This window comes from Flavobacterium sp., assembly GCF_044377315.1.
Classification (GTDB): domain Bacteria; phylum Bacteroidota; class Bacteroidia; order Flavobacteriales; family Flavobacteriaceae; genus Flavobacterium.
Map to the genome: position 1 here is coordinate 40,072 of NZ_JBILJG010000001.1, position 15,840 is coordinate 55,911.

Annotated in this window: 18 protein-coding genes; 12 read left to right on the top strand and 6 right to left on the bottom strand. The window is 33.4% G+C overall.

Translation table 11 applies throughout. The features are described from left to right. The first annotated feature begins 8 nt into the window (after positions 1-8). Both ACIQ66_RS00195 and ACIQ66_RS00200 read left to right on the top strand, forming a co-directional pair. Complete coding sequence (locus ACIQ66_RS00195) at positions 9-437, top strand: HRDC domain-containing protein (protein ID WP_396210800.1); 429 nt, start codon at positions 9-11, stop codon at positions 435-437. A 183-nt stretch (positions 438-620) separates the two neighbouring features. Next, a complete protein-coding gene (locus ACIQ66_RS00200) occupies positions 621-1,118 on the top strand; it encodes a hypothetical protein (RefSeq protein ID WP_396210801.1) in 498 nt (165 codons plus the stop codon). Here ACIQ66_RS00200 and ACIQ66_RS00205 read toward each other — a convergent pair. The 3 genes from ACIQ66_RS00205 to metG all read right to left on the bottom strand — a co-directional run bounded on the left by ACIQ66_RS00205 (position 1,115) and on the right by metG (position 4,574). After that, entirely contained in the window at positions 1,115-1,738 is a 624-nt protein-coding gene (locus tag ACIQ66_RS00205; protein ID WP_396210802.1) for a CatA-like O-acetyltransferase, read from the bottom strand. The genes ACIQ66_RS00200 and ACIQ66_RS00205 overlap by 4 nt on opposite strands. A gap of 75 nt (positions 1,739-1,813) precedes the next feature. Beyond that, positions 1,814-2,503 carry an HAD family hydrolase gene (locus ACIQ66_RS00210; RefSeq protein WP_396210803.1) on the bottom strand — a complete coding sequence of 230 codons (690 nt, stop codon included), beginning with the start codon at positions 2,501-2,503 and terminating at the stop codon, positions 1,814-1,816. 10 nt (positions 2,504-2,513) lie between these two features. Further along, a complete protein-coding gene (metG, locus tag ACIQ66_RS00215; RefSeq protein ID WP_396210804.1) occupies positions 2,514-4,574 on the bottom strand; it encodes a methionine--tRNA ligase in 2,061 nt (686 codons plus the stop codon). Between the two features lie 255 nt (positions 4,575-4,829). Here metG and ACIQ66_RS00220 point away from each other — a divergent pair, with 255 nt between their 5' ends. Then, a complete protein-coding gene (locus tag ACIQ66_RS00220; RefSeq protein WP_396210900.1) occupies positions 4,830-5,723 on the top strand; it encodes an LD-carboxypeptidase in 894 nt (297 codons plus the stop codon). A 41-nt stretch (positions 5,724-5,764) separates the two neighbouring features. Continuing rightward, positions 5,765-6,124 carry a YraN family protein gene (locus ACIQ66_RS00225; protein WP_396210805.1) on the top strand — a complete coding sequence of 120 codons (360 nt, stop codon included), beginning with the start codon at positions 5,765-5,767 and terminating at the stop codon, positions 6,122-6,124. Positions 6,125-6,187: 63 nt separating this feature from the next. On the opposite strand, the gene ACIQ66_RS00230 is transcribed toward ACIQ66_RS00225, so the two are convergent. Both ACIQ66_RS00230 and ACIQ66_RS00235 read right to left on the bottom strand, forming a co-directional pair. Next, on the bottom strand, positions 6,188-6,886 hold the full coding sequence (locus ACIQ66_RS00230; protein WP_396210806.1) for a zinc metallopeptidase: 699 nt from the start codon (positions 6,884-6,886) through the stop codon (positions 6,188-6,190). A 246-nt stretch (positions 6,887-7,132) separates the two neighbouring features. Then, positions 7,133-10,219: a leucine--tRNA ligase gene (locus tag ACIQ66_RS00235; protein ID WP_396210807.1), complete on the bottom strand. Its 3,087-nt coding sequence runs from the start codon at positions 10,217-10,219 to the stop codon at positions 7,133-7,135. 174 nt (positions 10,220-10,393) lie between these two features. Here ACIQ66_RS00235 and ACIQ66_RS00240 point away from each other — a divergent pair, with 174 nt between their 5' ends. The 6 genes from ACIQ66_RS00240 (at position 10,394) to ACIQ66_RS00265 (ending at position 13,672) form a co-directional block, all read left to right on the top strand. Beyond that, positions 10,394-11,269: a cell division protein FtsX gene (locus ACIQ66_RS00240; RefSeq protein ID WP_396210808.1), complete on the top strand. Its 876-nt coding sequence runs from the start codon at positions 10,394-10,396 to the stop codon at positions 11,267-11,269. 52 nt (positions 11,270-11,321) lie between these two features. After that, positions 11,322-11,561 carry a DUF3098 domain-containing protein gene (locus tag ACIQ66_RS00245; protein WP_396210809.1) on the top strand — a complete coding sequence of 80 codons (240 nt, stop codon included), beginning with the start codon at positions 11,322-11,324 and terminating at the stop codon, positions 11,559-11,561. Positions 11,562-11,626: 65 nt separating this feature from the next. After that, positions 11,627-12,436 carry an undecaprenyl-diphosphate phosphatase gene (locus ACIQ66_RS00250; protein WP_396210810.1) on the top strand — a complete coding sequence of 270 codons (810 nt, stop codon included), beginning with the start codon at positions 11,627-11,629 and terminating at the stop codon, positions 12,434-12,436. 3 nt (positions 12,437-12,439) lie between these two features. Further along, positions 12,440-13,132, top strand: a complete 693-nt coding sequence (gene truB / locus ACIQ66_RS00255) for a tRNA pseudouridine(55) synthase TruB (protein WP_396210811.1) — start codon at positions 12,440-12,442, stop codon at positions 13,130-13,132. 67 nt (positions 13,133-13,199) lie between these two features. Next, positions 13,200-13,364 (top strand): hypothetical protein, encoded by a 165-nt coding sequence (locus ACIQ66_RS00260; protein WP_396210812.1) that lies wholly within the window; start codon positions 13,200-13,202, stop codon positions 13,362-13,364. Continuing rightward, positions 13,340-13,672 carry a type II toxin-antitoxin system RelE/ParE family toxin gene (locus ACIQ66_RS00265; RefSeq protein WP_396210813.1) on the top strand — a complete coding sequence of 111 codons (333 nt, stop codon included), beginning with the start codon at positions 13,340-13,342 and terminating at the stop codon, positions 13,670-13,672. The genes ACIQ66_RS00260 and ACIQ66_RS00265 overlap by 25 nt, the downstream gene beginning before the upstream one ends. 2 nt (positions 13,673-13,674) lie before the next feature. On the opposite strand, the gene ACIQ66_RS00270 is transcribed toward ACIQ66_RS00265, so the two are convergent. Next, on the bottom strand, positions 13,675-14,268 hold the full coding sequence (locus ACIQ66_RS00270) for a thioredoxin family protein (RefSeq protein ID WP_396210814.1): 594 nt from the start codon (positions 14,266-14,268) through the stop codon (positions 13,675-13,677). Positions 14,269-14,469: 201 nt separating this feature from the next. Between ACIQ66_RS00270 and pyrH the strand changes: the two genes are divergently transcribed. Next, positions 14,470-15,177: a UMP kinase gene (pyrH, locus tag ACIQ66_RS00275; protein WP_396210815.1), complete on the top strand. Its 708-nt coding sequence runs from the start codon at positions 14,470-14,472 to the stop codon at positions 15,175-15,177. A 75-nt stretch (positions 15,178-15,252) separates the two neighbouring features. After that, positions 15,253-15,813, top strand: a complete 561-nt coding sequence (gene frr, locus ACIQ66_RS00280; protein ID WP_396210816.1) for a ribosome recycling factor — start codon at positions 15,253-15,255, stop codon at positions 15,811-15,813. Positions 15,814-15,840 lie beyond the last annotated feature (27 nt).

Consider the following 15,840-nt stretch of genomic DNA (forward strand, 5'->3'; position numbering starts at 1 on the left):
GTGTCACTATGAACATCAAAGTATTTAATATTCGATTAGATAAGGAAAACTGTCAAAACGATCAAAGCAAAATGAATGCGTTTTTAGATTCGGTAGAAGTAAAACTTACTTCCACAAATTTTGTAACCACAGGAACGGTTGATTTTTGGTCAGCGGTAGTTTTTTATGAACCAAAAAAAGCAAATTCAATTCAAAAAGAAGTTATCGAGCTTAACGAAAAAGAGGAGAAAATCTTCACTGCCTTAAAACAATGGCGACATGATTTAGCTCAAAAATTAGGTTGGTCGGCTATTAGAATTTGCCACAATTCACATTTAATTTCAATTGCAAAAGAGAAACCACAGAATTTGGACGAACTTAAAAAAGTGAAAAATTTTGGAGAAAGTAGAACATTAAATTATGGCGACGACATTATTTCATTGTTGAACGCTTTTTAAAGCAATTGTTCTTTACTTTTGAAAAGCGATAGAAGAAACATTCTGTCGCTTTTTTATTTTTACTAAAAAGACAAACTTACAACTCTAATAACTTTTTAACACGAAAACGATTTCGCGGAAATTTAAATAAGTAATTACTACATTTTTTAGTACCTTTATTTTAATTATAGCTAATAACGCACTATGTCTCATATAAAACCTTTCTTTTTAGTCATTTCTTTCTTTCTTTTTTATCAATTTGGCTTTTCTCAAGTTGGAATTAACACCTCAACTCCATTGAGCACATTAGATATCAATGGGAATTTGAATGTAAAAGAAATTGGAATTGTAAATCCAAATGTTGTAGGTTCAGCGATTTTCAATGGTGGAACTTTTGCCAATAAAACCCCTATTAATGACGGTGTTTATATTTCACTTTCACCAAGTGGTGCTAACAATGATTTTGAACTTCCAGATGCAGCAACAGTTCCAGGCAGAATTTACATAATTAGAAATATTGCTTCTGTAAATTGGGCGTTTTTATATTCGGCAGGAACGAGTAAATTTTTTCCAAAAAATTCAATGAATGCAACCTATCCTGATGGAATTGGCAATCCTTCTTATTTAAAATTACCAAATACAGGTGATTTAAAAACAATTATTGTAATAAGCGATGGTGAAAACTGGTCTTACTTTTTCTAATTGTTCATTAACTTTTGAAATAATTCAATAAATTCTCCAACATGATAACCATCCATCAATCCGTGATGCACGTGAATGGACATTGACATGGTTTTTTTGCCATTTTCATCCACCATTTTGCCGAAAGATATTTTTGGACAACTATCTGGCCACGAAAAACTTCTTGCATGTGAAAATGAAGTAAAGTTAATCCAAGGCAATGCCGAAAAATGAATTAGATTTTCTGAATATTCTCTTGTGAAAAGTCCAGTTGTAGATTGAATTCTTGCAATTTCATTTTTGGTGTTTTCTGCAAATTCATTTAAATATTCAGAAAATGCAATTTGTGAAAATCCAAACGTTTTATCTTCACGCAAAATCGTAGAGGAAACATCAATTCTATCAAAAATATAAACCTCATCATTTAAAATTCGATAACGAAAAGGTTCGATGGAATTTACTGCAACCAAAGTTTTATGCAAATAAAAGGTAAAAAACGAAACCCCTATTTCTTTGGCTTTTTCATAAGCTTTGGTACAATCAACAGTTATGGTTACGCCAAAAAAAGGTTCTTCCATTTGTTTGAAAAACAGAAAATGTTCTTTACGATTCCAGGTTTCTAGGTTGAGTTTTTGTTTCATGGAAAATAATTTTACCGCAAATTCGCAAATTTTCTTTTTAGTTAATAAAGTAATTTGCGGTAATACATTGTTACGTTATTTCAATAAAATTGGTAAAACATCTGAGATTTTTTCTAGTGATTTGAAATTATCGTGTTCTATTTCAAAATCAATTTTTTCGTATTCCCAAGTGGTGTGATAGGCAATATGATAACCATGCCCGCCAATTTTTAAAACAGGTAAGACATCCGATTTTAAAGAGTTTCCAATCATGATAAAGTATTCAGGTTTCACATCTAAACGACCTAACATTTTTTCGTAATCCAATTCTTTTTTGTCGCTCATTACTTCGATGTGATGAAAATAATGTCCAATTCCAGAATCGTGTAATTTTCTATGTTGGTCTTTCAAATCGCCTTTGGTTGCTACAACAAGTTTATATTTTCCTTTTAATTGTTGTAAAACATCTTCCACTTCGGGTAAAAGTTCTACAGGTTTTTGCAATAAATCTTTCCCAATTTTGATGATTTTCTCAATCCCGTTTCCTGATATTTGATGATTGGTCAACTCCAAAGCCGATTCTATCATAGACAAAACAAACGCCTTAATTCCAAAACCATAAAGCGGAAGATTTTTTACTTGATGATTCAAAATCAATTGCAAAATTTCTTGATTGGAAGCATAATCAGCAAAAAGTTCACAGAATTTTGCTTGCGCTTCATCGAAATATGGTTCGTTGTGCCAAAGCGTATCGTCGGCATCGAAAGCTATTATTTTTGGATTCATGAATAGTTATTTAGGAAATCAACACTCCATTTTCAACCCCATCAGCATCAGGATTTACGAAAACTAGTTTTCCTTCAGCATTATTGGTCATCAAAATCATGCCTTGACTTTCAACGCCGCGTAAAGCTCTTGGTGCTAAGTTTACTAAAACCGTAACACGTTTTCCAACCACTTCTTCTGGTGAAAAATGTTCTGCAATTCCTGAAACTATTGTTCTCACATCAATTCCAGTATCAACTTTTAAAACTAAAAGTTTGTTGGCTTTTGGCATTTTTTCGGCTTCCAAAATCGTTCCAACACGTAAATCTAATTTTGAAAAATCTTCAAATGTTGCTGTTTCTTTTTGTGGCTCAATCACTTTATTTTCTGCTTTATTAGCCACTTTTGTAGCTTCTAGTTTGTCAATTTGTTTTTGAATTTCGGCATCTTCTATTTGAGCAAATAAGATTTCAGCTTCACCTATTTTGTGCCCAGCAGGAATTAAATCACTTCTTTCAGCAACATCTTTCCAACTCAAATTCAAATCGGTTTTTAAAATTCCTGATAATTTGCAAGCTGTAAATGGTAAGAAAGGTTCCGACAAAACTCTTAATGCAGCTGCGATTTGTAATGCCACATACATTTGTGTTTTAACTCGTTCAGGATTTTCTTTTACCATTTTCCAAGGCTCTTCGTCGGCTAAATATTTATTTCCTAAACGAGCTACATTCATTAATTCTCCTTGAGCTTCTCTAAATCTGAATCTTTCGATTGATGAAGAAATTACCGCTGGATACGCTTTTAATTCGGCTAAAGTTTGTTCGTCAACTTGTGTAAAATCATTTGGCGCAGGAATAAATCCATCATAATATTTGTTAGTTAAAACCACTACACGATTAATGAAATTTCCAAAAATAGAAGCCAATTCATTATTATTTCTTGCTTGAAAATCTTTCCAAGTAAAGTCGTTGTCTTTGGTTTCTGGCGCATTTGAAGTAAGTGCATAACGTAAAGAATCTTGCTTGTCTGGAAAATCTAACAAATATTCGTGCAACCAAACTGCCCAGTTTTTAGAAGTAGAAAGTTTGTTGCCTTCCAAGTTCAAAAACTCATTTGCTGGGACATTATCTGGCAAGATAAAACTTCCTTCGGCTTTCAACATCGCAGGGAAAATAATGCAATGAAAAACAATATTATCTTTCCCAATAAAGTGAACCAATTTTGTGTGTTTATCTTTCCAATACAGTTCCCAATCTTTCCCTTCACGAGCTGCCCATTCTTTGGTTGAAGAAATATATCCAATTGGAGCATCAAACCAAACATATAATTTTTTCCCCTCTGCACCTTCAACAGGTACATCAATTCCCCAATCCAAATCACGTGTTACAGCACGCGGTTTTAATCCGTCATCTAACCATGATTTTACTTGTCCAAGAACATTTGTTTTCCAATCTTTGGCGTGACCAACTAAAATCCATTCTTTCAAGAAATCGTCGTATCTATCCAAAGGCAAAAACCAGTGTTTAGTCGATTTTAAAATAGGTGTTTCACCTGTAATTGTAGATTTTGGATTGATTAAATCAGTTGCATTTAAAGTCGAACCACATTTTTCACATTGATCGCCATAGGCTTCTTCGTTGCCGCATTTCGGACAAGTTCCAATTACAAATCGGTCAGCAAGAAACTGGTCGGCTTTAGCATCATACAATTGCTCGGTTACTTCTTCAATGAAATCGCCATTGTCATACAATTTTCTAAAAAACTCAGAAGCTGTATCGTGATGAATTTTAGAAGAGGTTCTTGAATAATTATCAAACGAAATTCCGAAATCAAAAAACGATTGGCGAATAATTCCATCGTATTTATCAATAACTTGTTGCGGCGTAATGCCTTCTTTCTTAGCTTTCATCGAAATAGCAACGCCGTGTTCGTCGCTACCGCAAATGAACGCCACATCTTTGCCTTGAAGTCTCAAATAACGCGCATAAATATCACTTGGGACATAAACTCCGGCTAAATGCCCTATGTGAATTGGTCCGTTGGTATAGGGCAATGCAGCCGTAATAGTATATCTTTTTGGATTTTCTAACATTGTAAATTCTATATATATGATGCAAAAATAAGCAATAGATTTTTTATTTGAAGCTATTTCCAGCTATCCGTTGCAATCTTTTCTTTTTTAAAGAAAAAAAGAAAAGGATTTTCACTGCTATCTGGGCTAGGGTAATCGTTTTCAATTCAACTTAATTTATATATTTGTAGTTCTGTTTTAAAATCAAAAATGAAGAAATTTATATTTTATATTCTAATCTCACTTTTCTCAATTAACATTCAAGCTCAAAAAAAGATGATTACACCCCCTTATTTACAAAAAGGCGACACTATAGCAATCGTTGCAACCGCTCGTAAAAACATTGAAGACAACTTGCAACCAGCTATTTCTTGGTTAAAAAATTGGGGTTTAGAAGTAGTTATTGGCAACACAATTGGATTAGACAAAAATCAATTAGCAGGAACAGATGAGCAACGTGCAGCCGATTTTCAAACACAACTTGACAATCCAAATATTAAAGCAATTTGGTGTGTTCGTGGCGGTTATGGAACTGTGAGAATGATTGATTTATTAGATTTTACAAAATTCAAACAAAACCCAAAGTGGATTGTTGGATTTAGCGATGTTACCGTTTTACACAGTCATTTGAACACTATGGGGTTTCAATCTATTCATGGAATTATGCCTGTTAGTACAAAAGCTTCAGAAGAAGCTAAAGAAAGTTTACGAAAAGCGTTGTTTGGTGAACATCTTGAATACACCGTTCCATGTGAAAACATGAACCGACTTGGAACTGCAAAAGGCGAATTAGTTGGTGGCAATTTATCTATTTTATACAGTTTGTTTGGATCGCCATCGGCCATTGATTGTTCCGATAAAATTCTTTTTATAGAAGATTTAGATGAATATTTATACCATATCGATAGAATGATGATGAATCTAAAACGCAATGGTTGCCTAGAAAGTCTTAAGGGAATTATTGTGGGGGGCATGACCAAAATGAAAGACAACGAAATTCCTTGGGGGAAAAATGCGCTTCAAATTATTGACGATATTACTAAAAACTACAATATTCCTGTAATTTATAATTTTCCAGCGGGTCATTTAGCCGATAATCGCGCCTTGATTTTTGGAAAACAAATTTTGTTAGAAGCAAATAATTTGGAAAGTAAAGTTATCTTTGAATAACTAAACACTGCGACTAATAACTGCGACTGAATACTAAAAAAATGGCAGAACACATCGAACTCGGAAAATTTGGTGAAGAATTAGCTGTAGAATTTCTGCAACAAAATGGCTATGAAATTCTAGAAACCAATTGGACTTTTCAAAAAGCCGAAATTGACATTATTGCTCAAAAAGAAAATATTCTTGCCGTTGTAGAAGTCAAAACACGTTCGTCGATAGAATTTGGATTACCTCAAGATTTCGTTAAACCAAAAAAAATCCAACTTTTAGTAAAAGCTATCAATGAATATGTGATTTCGAGCGATTTAGATGTTGAAGTTCGCTTTGATATTGTTTCCATTTATAAAGAAGATAAAGAATATAAGTTGGAACATATAGAAGATGCTTTCTTTCATTTTTAAACCTAAAAAAATCCGTTCGAAAATTGTGAACGGATTTTTGTTTTTTAAGAAAAAATATCTTTATTATTCTCTTCTTCCTAATATTTGAAAAGCCCAATATAATAATGATGCTAATGCTCCTAAAGCAGCCACAACGTATGTTCTTGCGGCCCATTTTAATGCGTCTTCTGCTCCCGCAAATTCTTCTTGGCTCAACATATTTTTGTTTTTTAACCAAGCCAAAGCTCTATTGCTTGCATCATATTCTACTGGTAAAGTGATAAAACTAAAAGCTGTCGCAATAGCCATCAACACTAAACCTGCAACTGCAACATATAGACCAATTGATGTTCCTTTTGAAGCAATCCCAAGTATTAATCCACCCATTATTAGCCATTGTGACATTGAAGATGATACATTTACAATTGGCACCATTTTAGAGCGCATTGTTAACCAACTATAAGCTTGCGCGTGTTGTACAGCGTGACCAACTTCATGAGCGGCAACAGCAGCGGCAGCGGCGTTTCTTTCGTTATAAACAGCTTCCGAAAGATTAACGGTTTTGTCCATTGGGTTGTAATGATCCGTCAATTGGCCTGGCGTAGAAATAACTTGTACGCCTCGAATACCATGATCGGCAAGCATTTTTTCAGCAATTTCTGCTCCAGACATTCCGTTTCTTAAAGAAATTTGGGAATAATGTGTAAACTTGCTCTTTAGTTTTGAACTAACCATCCAACTTGCAAGGGCAATAATTCCAATAATAATATAATACGTCATCATAATTTTTAAGTTTTAGAAATATAAAAGTATAAAGTAAATAGCAAAATACAAGCCAAATTTTGAAAATGACAAGTTGACATTTCTATCATTATACGTAAAAATTTAAAAATGTTACAAAAAAACCACAAATTCGTAGATTTTGAAAATTATTACTTTGCAAATCTGCGGTAAAATGTTGCTCAAAGTTTGTTATTTAGAAAAGAGTCCCTTTTGATATGAAATGCCTACAGAATGACAAAATGGTAATTACCCTACCAAATTAATCACTTTTCCTGGAACGATGATTACTTTGTTTGGTGTTCTTCCGTCTAATTGTTTTATGGTTCGTTCGTCTGCCATTACGATTTCTTCAATTTGAGCCGCTGTTAAGTCTAATGGTAACTTAATTGTAAATCGCATTTTACCATTGAATGAAACTGGATATTCTTTTTCAGATTCAACCAAATATTTTTCTTCAAATTTTGGAAAAGCAACTGTTGCAATCGAACCTTCGTGACCTAAAGCACTCCATAATTCTTCTGCGATATGAGGAGCATAAGGCGAAACTAAAATAGCTAAAGGATCTAAAATAGCTCGATGGTTACATTTTAATTGTTGCAATTCGTTTACGCAAATCATAAATTGAGAAACTGAAGTATTAAATGAGAAATTCTCGATGTCTTCGGTTACTTTTTTAATGGTTTTGTGTAACGATTTGTAAGCCTCCCCTAACCCCTCCGAAGGAGGGGAATCAGAAACGTAAAAAGAGTCATTTTCTCCAGAATGATATAATTTCCAAAGCTTTTTCAAGAAACCAGAAACACCTGTAATTCCAGCTGTATTCCAAGGTTTAGATTGCTCTAATGGCCCTAGGAACATTTCGTATAAACGTAAGGTATCTGCTCCATATTCATTACAAATATCATCTGGATTGACAACGTTGTATTTCGATTTTGACATTTTTTCTACAACTCTTTCTGTAATAAGTTTCGAATCATTCATCAAAATCTCCAAACTATGAAATCCTGAATGCCTTTTGAACAAATCCAAATTTTTTACAGCGTTTGAAGCATCAACATTATTAACATCAACTCTTATTGGCCAAGTATAAAAATTTAAATGTCGCTTATTATTTTTGACTTCCTCTATTACATCTGATGTGAAACCAGAATTTTCAAAAATATAATTTATCAATCTTGAATTTAAATTTAAATCATAAAATTCATGACCAAAACCTTCGCCTGAATATTCTTTTAAATCCTTTTTACCTAAAGCTTCAGCTAGCAAATCAGATGAAACAATTATATCGCTATTTGCACCTATAGCTTCACTGTGATATGATATTAATTTATGCCCTTTTTCATTTACATGGATTTCGTGTAACCCAAAAATTGAAATATCAATTCTGTAAACAATAGCAGACAATCCCAAAATCATTCCCTGATTAATCAGTTTTTTGAATGGTTCTTCGGTAGGCGCATACCCTCTGTCTTTTAAGAATTTATTCCAAAAACGAGCGTATAATAAATGTCCCGTAGCGTGCTCGCTTCCGCCTATGTATAAATCTACGTTTTCCCAATATTTTAAAGCGTCTTCGTTTGCAAACTCTTCTGTATTATGCGCATCCATATAACGCATCCAGTACCAAGAAGAACCTGCCCAACCTGGCATCGTGTTCAATTCTAATGGAAAAATATTCACGTTATCAATCAACTGATTACTAACCACTGAACACTGAACACTATCCCATGCCCAAACTGTTGCGTTTCCTAATGGCGGTTGCCCGTCTTCGGTGGGTAAGTACTTTTCTACTTCTGGTAATACAATTGGCAAGTGTTTTTTGTCAATCATTTGTGGTAAGCCATTCACATAATATACTGGAAAAGGTTCGCCCCAATAACGTTGGCGAGAGAAAACGGCATCACGTAAACGGTAATTTACTTTGGCATTTCCTGCACCTATTTCTTCTAAAGCTTCGATGGCTTTTTTCGTTCCGTTTTTGTAATCTAATCCGTTTAAAAAATCCGAATTTACCAACTCGAATACGCCTTTTTCACCATAAGCGGCTTCAGAAATATCTTGGTTGAAAATATTTTTTATTTCGGGCATTCCTTGTGTGCCTTTGAAGAAATTCGCGAAAGCATAATCACGCTCATCGCCACAAGGAACCGCCATAACCGCACCAGTTCCGTAACCCGCTAAAACGTAATCGCCAATCCAAACTGGAATGGGTTCTTTGGTAAACGGATGTTCGGCATATGCACCTGTAAATACACCTGAAATGGTTTTTACATCGGCCATACGCTCTCTTTCAGAACGTTTTGCTGTGGCTTCTACATAGGCTTCCACCGCTGCTTTTTGTTCTGGAGTGGTAATTTGTGCTACCAATTCGTGTTCGGGTGCCAATGTCATAAAAGTAACTCCGAAAATCGTGTCTGGTCTGGTCGTAAACACTTCAACTTGAAACTTGGAACCTGAAACTTGAAACTTAACAGTCGCTCCGACTGATTTTCCAATCCAATTTCGTTGTGATTCTTTGATAGATTCGGTCCAATCGATATCGTTTAAACCTTGTAATAAGCGTTCCGCGTAAGCAGAAATTCGCATACTCCATTGTGTCATTTTCTTACGAACTACGGGATGTCCACCACGTTCTGAAACGCCGTTTACAATTTCGTCATTCGCTAAAACGGTTCCTAAAGCGGCACACCAATTGACTTCGGTTTCAGCTAAATAGGTTAATCTATATTGTAATAAGATTTTTTGTTGTTGGTCTGATGAAAAAGCGTTCCATTCTGAAGCTGAAAAAAATGCAATGTTATCATCACAAACCGCATTTATAGTAACATTTCCTTCTTTTTCAAAAATTGAAATTAAGGTTGCAATATCTTCCGCTTTATCGCTATTATTATTGTACCACGAGTTGAATAATTGAATGAAAATCCATTGCGTGTGTTTGTAATAATCGGCATTTGAAGTGCGCACTTCTCTACTCCAATCGAATGAAAATCCGATTTTATCTAATTGTTCACGGTAACGTGCTATGTTTTCTTTGGTAGTTGTATCTGGATGTTGCCCAGTTTGAATAGCATATTGTTCTGCTGGCAAACCAAACGAATCGTACCCTTGCGGATGCAATACATTAAAACCTTTATGACGCTTGAATCTTGCCACAATATCGGAAGCAATATACCCTAGCGGATGCCCAACGTGTAAACCAGCACCTGATGGATAAGGAAACATATCCAAAACATAATATTTTGGTTTGTCGGAATTGTTATAGGCTGCAAAAGTTTGATTTTCTGCCCAGTATTTTTGCCATTTGGCTTCGATTTGTTCGTGGAAATATTTCATAAAAAGATTTAAAAGTTTATGAGTTTAAAAGTTTAAAATTGTTTCTTAATAAACCTCTAATCAAAAAAATTAAGGCACAAATTTACGTTTATTGTACTAAAGTCAAAACTTTAAACGTTATAAACTATAATTAAACAAATTCTTTATTATTTTTACACCTTAAAATATGTATATATGGCATCATCATTTGATAAATTTCAGAAGCGCAGGTTAATATCATCTTATTTTTCGGTGGTTTTAAGTGTTTTTCTTGTATTGTTTTTGCTAGGATTATTAGGGCTTTTCATTATCAATTCGAAACGTTTATCTGATAATTTTAAAGAAGATATAGCAATGACGGTTTTCTTTAAGAATGAAGCTACTGACAGCATTTTTAATGCTTTTGAAGCTGAAATTAAAGCGGCAAAATTTGCTAAAAGCTTTAAATATGTATCAAAAGACGATGCAGCAAAGCAACACAAAGAGGTTTTTGGAGAGGATTTTATGCAGTTTTTAGGTGTAAATCCGTTGCAGAATTCGTATGATATTAATTTGAAAGCTGCTTATGTTACCAATCCTGGGTTTTCGAAAGTAGAAACCCTTATTAGAAAAAATCCGATGGTCGCCGATATTGTATATGACAAACAACTGATTACGCTAGTAAATGATAATATTAAGAAAATAACTATGTGGGTTTTGATTATCAGCGGTATTTTTGCAATAATCGCTTTCTTACTGATTAACAGTTCATTACGGCTTTCAATTTATGCCAATCGATTTATAATAAAAACGATGCAAATGGTTGGTGCAACCAAAGCGTTTATCAGAAAACCATTTGTAAGAAAAAGCATTTTACTAGGTTTGATTGGTTCTGTTTTGGCGATTTTGGCAATTATTGGCGTGTTGGTTTATATAGAAACCAATTTCCCAGCATTGGATATTTTGAAAGATATTGAACTTACCGTTTTGGTTTTAGTTGGTGTTTTGGTAATAGGTATTTTAATTACTTGGATAAGCACTTACTTTGCTACACAACGATTTTTGAACTTGAGAACGGACAATCTTTATTAATGAAAGATTGCTGATTAACGATTTTAGATTTTTTGAATTATTAAAAGTACAAATGAAAAACGACGAACAACCTAAATCAGATTTTCTTTTTGATAAAGTAAATTATAAAATTCTTCTTATTGGTATTGCAGTTATCGCATTAGGATTCATACTAATGTCTGGTGGCGGAAGCGATGACCCAAAAGTGTGGAACGACGAAGTTTTTAGTTTTAGAAGAATTCGATTGGCACCAACAGTTGTGTTAATTGGCTTTGGAATTACTATTTACTCGATATTTAAAAAAAGTAAATAGTACTAAGTGAATAGTAATTAGCCTTTTTACTCTTCATTATAACTAATCACTAATCACTACTAAAAATGGATTATTTACAGGCAATACTTATTGCAATTGTTGAAGGATTAACTGAATATCTGCCCGTTTCTTCGACGGCCCACATGATTTTTACCAGTTCTTTTTTTGGTATTCAAGAAGATGACTTTGTAAAATTATTTCAAGTATCAATTCAGTTTGGTGCTATTTTGGCAGTGGTTGTTTTGTATTGGAAAAAGTTTTTTGATTTTTCTAAAATTAACTTTTATATTAAATTGGCTTGCGCGGTTATTCCTGCATTGGTTTTAGGAAAAATATTTGATGATAAAATCGATGCAATTCTTGGAAATCCTATTCCCATTGCGATTGTGTTGATTCTAGGTGGAATAGTTTTGTTATTTGTTGACGGAAGATTTCATAATCCAACCATTGCAAATGAAGAAGACATCACGATTAAAAAAGCTATAACAATTGGTTTTTGGCAATGCTTGGCTATGATGCCTGGAACAAGTCGTTCGGCAGCTTCTATAATTGGTGGAATGCAACAAGGTTTGACACGCGAAACAGCTGCAGAATTCTCTTTTTTTCTAGCAGTTCCGACTATGTTAGCGGTTACAACTTATTCGTTATTTTTAAAAACATATGAGGTTTCTCAGCTAAAAGGTTACGAACTTTTGACGCAATCAAGTGATAATTTAAAAATGTTTGTAATAGGGAATATTGTAGCATTTATTGTGGCCGTTATTGCCATAAAATTCTTTATTGGAATTATCAAAAAATATGGTTTTAAACCTTGGGGTTATTACCGAATTGTGGCCGGAATTATACTTTTGGCTTATTTTTCTTTAAACAAATAAGATTTGAAAACACCAGAAGATTTTCTAGAAGGACAAATTATTTTGATAGATAAACCGCTGACTTGGAGTTCATTTCAAGCGGTGAATAAATTGAAATATATTCTGAAAAGAAAATTTGATTTGCCAAAAAAATTCAAAATTGGTCATGCTGGAACTCTTGATCCATTAGCAACTGGTTTACTGATAATTTGTACAGGAAAATTTACCAAAAAAATCAGCGAAATTCAAGCGCAAGCCAAAGAATATACTGGAACAATTAGCGTTGGAGCCACAACACCAAGTTATGATTTGGAAACCGAAGTCAACGCAACTTTTCCAACCCAACATATTTCAGAAGCATTAATTCTAGAAACAACCCAACAATTCATTGGTGAAATTGACCAAAAACCGCCTGTTTTTTCTGCCATAAAAAAAGACGGAAAACGATTGTATGAACATGCCCGCGCTGGTGAAGAAATCGAAATTGCTTCAAGAAAAACAACTATTTACGAGTTTGAAATCACAAGAATAGCCTTGCCTGAAATTGATTTTAGAGTCAAATGTAGCAAAGGAACTTACATTCGCTCACTAGCATTCGATTTTGGAAATGCATTAAATTCTGGCGGACATTTAACCGCTCTTCGCAGAACAAAAATTGGAAATTATTCAGTTGTAAATGGCGTTTTACCAGAAGAATTTGAAAAAACTTTGGAATAAATTTTGTAAAGTTTTACTTTTCAATTCATTAATTTCTTATTTTTACTTTTTATTCAAAATCTTTGCTATGAAAACTGCCAATAAAAAAACCAAAAATCTTGCAACTCCAGGCAAACCAATGTCACAAGATGAATTTGTTTCTTTGATAAAAGAAGCTGAAGAAGGCACTTTTTTAACTGAAAAAGAATTTGATAAAAAGTTCGAAGAATGGAGATTACAAAGAAAGAAGTAGTTCGTTCAATTTTTTATCTTAATGATATTCAAGATATTTTTGAATACGGAGAATCTACTTTTGGTGAAAAGGCAGCATTCTATTTTTATGAAGATTTAAAATTAAAGGTGCGTAATTTGGAAACAAATTATTTAGTTCATCCCGAATGTCGTCATCTAGAAACTAAAACCAAAATTTATCGAAATATTATTCTAGGTTCCTATTTAATTATCTACAGAATCAAAACCAACAAGATTGAAGTTTTAAGAGATTTTCACGGAAGTCGTTCTCCTAAAATCATCAAACAAGTTAGAAAAGTAAAAGTCTAAAACTACTTCATCAACTTCACAATTTCCTTTTGAGTTGAAATTCCTTTGTCTTGTAAATACCATTTTTGCAATTCTATTTTTGCTGTTTCATCCACAACTCCATGCTCTGACTTATAATCTAAAATAAGTTGTTTTGCTCCAACTGGTCTTGGTCCAAAATCGGTGATAACATCATTACTTTCTTTATCAATGATAATCAGTTTTGGAATTGATTTTGAGCCATTTGTCAAAAATTGATTCATCAACTCTTCATTATCATCTCTCAAAACAATTCTCAAATTTATTTTATCTGAAACAGTAGCCATTTTATTGATAATAGGCAAAATTTGAGCCGCATCCCCACACCAACTTTCACTAATAACTAGCCAAGTATATACTTTTTCTAAATTTTCTAAAAAACTTTGTACTTCATCTATAAGTTGTATGGTTTTATCTAAGCGATGCAAACGCGCTTCATTAAGCTGTGTATAATGAACTAGATCTTCTCTTTGCTCGTTACCAGTTGTTAAATTTTCATTAGCTAAATTGGTTACAAATGCTCTATATTCTTGATATGAATAACTATTTTCTAGACTTTTATTCAGGATTGATTTCATAATTGTTTTATTTATGCTTCAAAATTAGTAAATCTAAATTCTTTTAGTAGTAAGAAATGTTACACAACATGAATTTTGATAAAAAAAAATAAAAAACTAATGTTTATATTTGCAACGAAAATTTAGATTAACACAACTCCAAAACAAAATGACTCGAGCGTGAGCGACAGCATTACACAACTAAAAAAAAAATAAAGAGTAATGAAATACAAAAGAATCCTTCTAAAATTAAGTGGCGAAGCATTAATGGGTGAAAGACAATACGGAATTGACCCAAAAATTCTAGCCGAATATGCAGATGAAATTAAGCAAATTCACGACAAAGGTGTTGAAATTGCGATTGTAATTGGTGGTGGAAATATTTTTAGAGGTGTTGCCGGTGCAAGCAACGGAATGGACAGAGTACAAGGTGATTATATGGGAATGCTAGCAACAGTTATTAATGGAATGGCTTTGCAAGGTGCGTTGGAAGATAAAGGCATGCTAACTCGTTTGCAAACTGCCTTAAAAATTGAGGCAATTGCTGAACCTTATATAAAAAGAAGAGCTGTTCGTCACCTAGAAAAAGGAAGAATTGTTATTTTTGGAGCAGGAACTGGAAACCCATATTTTACAACGGATACAGCAGCAGTTCTTCGTGGAGTAGAAGTTCATGCCGATGTGATTTTGAAAGGAACAAGAGTTGATGGTATTTACACTGCCGACCCTGAAAAAGATAAATCAGCAGTAAAATTCGACTACATTTCATTTGAAGATGTGTTGAAAAAAGGACTAAATGTAATGGACACCACTGCTTTTACATTAAGCCAAGAAAATAAGTTGCCAATCGTAGTTTTTGATATGAACAAAAAAGGAAATTTATTAAAAATCTGTGAAGGCGAAAACGTAGGAACAGTAGTTAATATTTAGTAAACAGTCTCAGTTTACAGTCTCAGTTTTTAAATACTGAAAACTGCGACTGCGACTAAAAAACTTTAAAATAACATGGAAGATATAGAATTTATTTTAGACAGTACAAAAGAAGCGATGAATGGTTCGGTTGAGCATTTAGAAAAATCATTTTTAAATATTCGTGCCGGTAAAGCTTCACCTCAAATGCTTGGAAGTGTTTTTGTTGATTATTATGGTTCACAAACACCGCTTTCGCAAATTGCTAATATCAATGTTCCAGATGCGAGAACATTGACTATTCAGCCATATGAAAAAAGCATGATGACACCAATTGAAAAAGCAATTATGGTGGCTAATCTTGGTTTCAACCCAATGAATAATGGTGATGTTATTATTATTAGCGTTCCACCATTGACAGAAGAGCGTCGTCGTGACTTAGTAAAACAAGCCAAACACGAATCAGAAGAAGCAAAAATTGGTGTTCGTAACCACCGTAAAGATGCTAATACAGACATCAAAAAATTAGAAAAAGAAGGCGTTTCTGAAGATGTTTGCAAAACAGCAGAAGAAACAGTTCAAAAAATGACTGACAATTTCATCAAAAAAATTGAAGAACATTTGATTGTCAAAGAAGCCGAAATAATGAAGGTGTAAATTGCCTTACGTTAAAACTATATTAAA

Coding starts and splice junctions, on each gene's coding strand:
- ACIQ66_RS00245 (WP_396210809.1), top strand. CDS start 11,322: ATGAAAAACGACGAACAACCTAAATCAGATTTTCTTTTTGATAAAGTA.
- ACIQ66_RS00205 (WP_396210802.1), bottom strand. CDS start 1,738: ATGAAACAAAAACTCAACCTAGAAACCTGGAATCGTAAAGAACATTTT.
- ACIQ66_RS00250 (WP_396210810.1), top strand. CDS start 11,627: ATGGATTATTTACAGGCAATACTTATTGCAATTGTTGAAGGATTAACT.
- ACIQ66_RS00225 (WP_396210805.1), top strand. CDS start 5,765: ATGGCAGAACACATCGAACTCGGAAAATTTGGTGAAGAATTAGCTGTA.
- ACIQ66_RS00270 (WP_396210814.1), bottom strand. CDS start 14,268: ATGAAATCAATCCTGAATAAAAGTCTAGAAAATAGTTATTCATATCAA.
- ACIQ66_RS00220 (WP_396210900.1), top strand. CDS start 4,830: ATGATTACACCCCCTTATTTACAAAAAGGCGACACTATAGCAATCGTT.
- ACIQ66_RS00260 (WP_396210812.1), top strand. CDS start 13,200: ATGAAAACTGCCAATAAAAAAACCAAAAATCTTGCAACTCCAGGCAAA.
- ACIQ66_RS00265 (WP_396210813.1), top strand. CDS start 13,340: ATGGAGATTACAAAGAAAGAAGTAGTTCGTTCAATTTTTTATCTTAAT.
- ACIQ66_RS00235 (WP_396210807.1), bottom strand. CDS start 10,219: ATGAAATATTTCCACGAACAAATCGAAGCCAAATGGCAAAAATACTGG.
- ACIQ66_RS00210 (WP_396210803.1), bottom strand. CDS start 2,503: ATGAATCCAAAAATAATAGCTTTCGATGCCGACGATACGCTTTGGCAC.
- ACIQ66_RS00230 (WP_396210806.1), bottom strand. CDS start 6,886: ATGATGACGTATTATATTATTATTGGAATTATTGCCCTTGCAAGTTGG.
- ACIQ66_RS00195 (WP_396210800.1), top strand. CDS start 9: ATGAACATCAAAGTATTTAATATTCGATTAGATAAGGAAAACTGTCAA.
- frr (WP_396210816.1), top strand. CDS start 15,253: ATGGAAGATATAGAATTTATTTTAGACAGTACAAAAGAAGCGATGAAT.
- metG (WP_396210804.1), bottom strand. CDS start 4,574: ATGTTAGAAAATCCAAAAAGATATACTATTACGGCTGCATTGCCCTAT.
- pyrH (WP_396210815.1), top strand. CDS start 14,470: ATGAAATACAAAAGAATCCTTCTAAAATTAAGTGGCGAAGCATTAATG.
- ACIQ66_RS00240 (WP_396210808.1), top strand. CDS start 10,394: ATGGCATCATCATTTGATAAATTTCAGAAGCGCAGGTTAATATCATCT.
- ACIQ66_RS00200 (WP_396210801.1), top strand. CDS start 621: ATGTCTCATATAAAACCTTTCTTTTTAGTCATTTCTTTCTTTCTTTTT.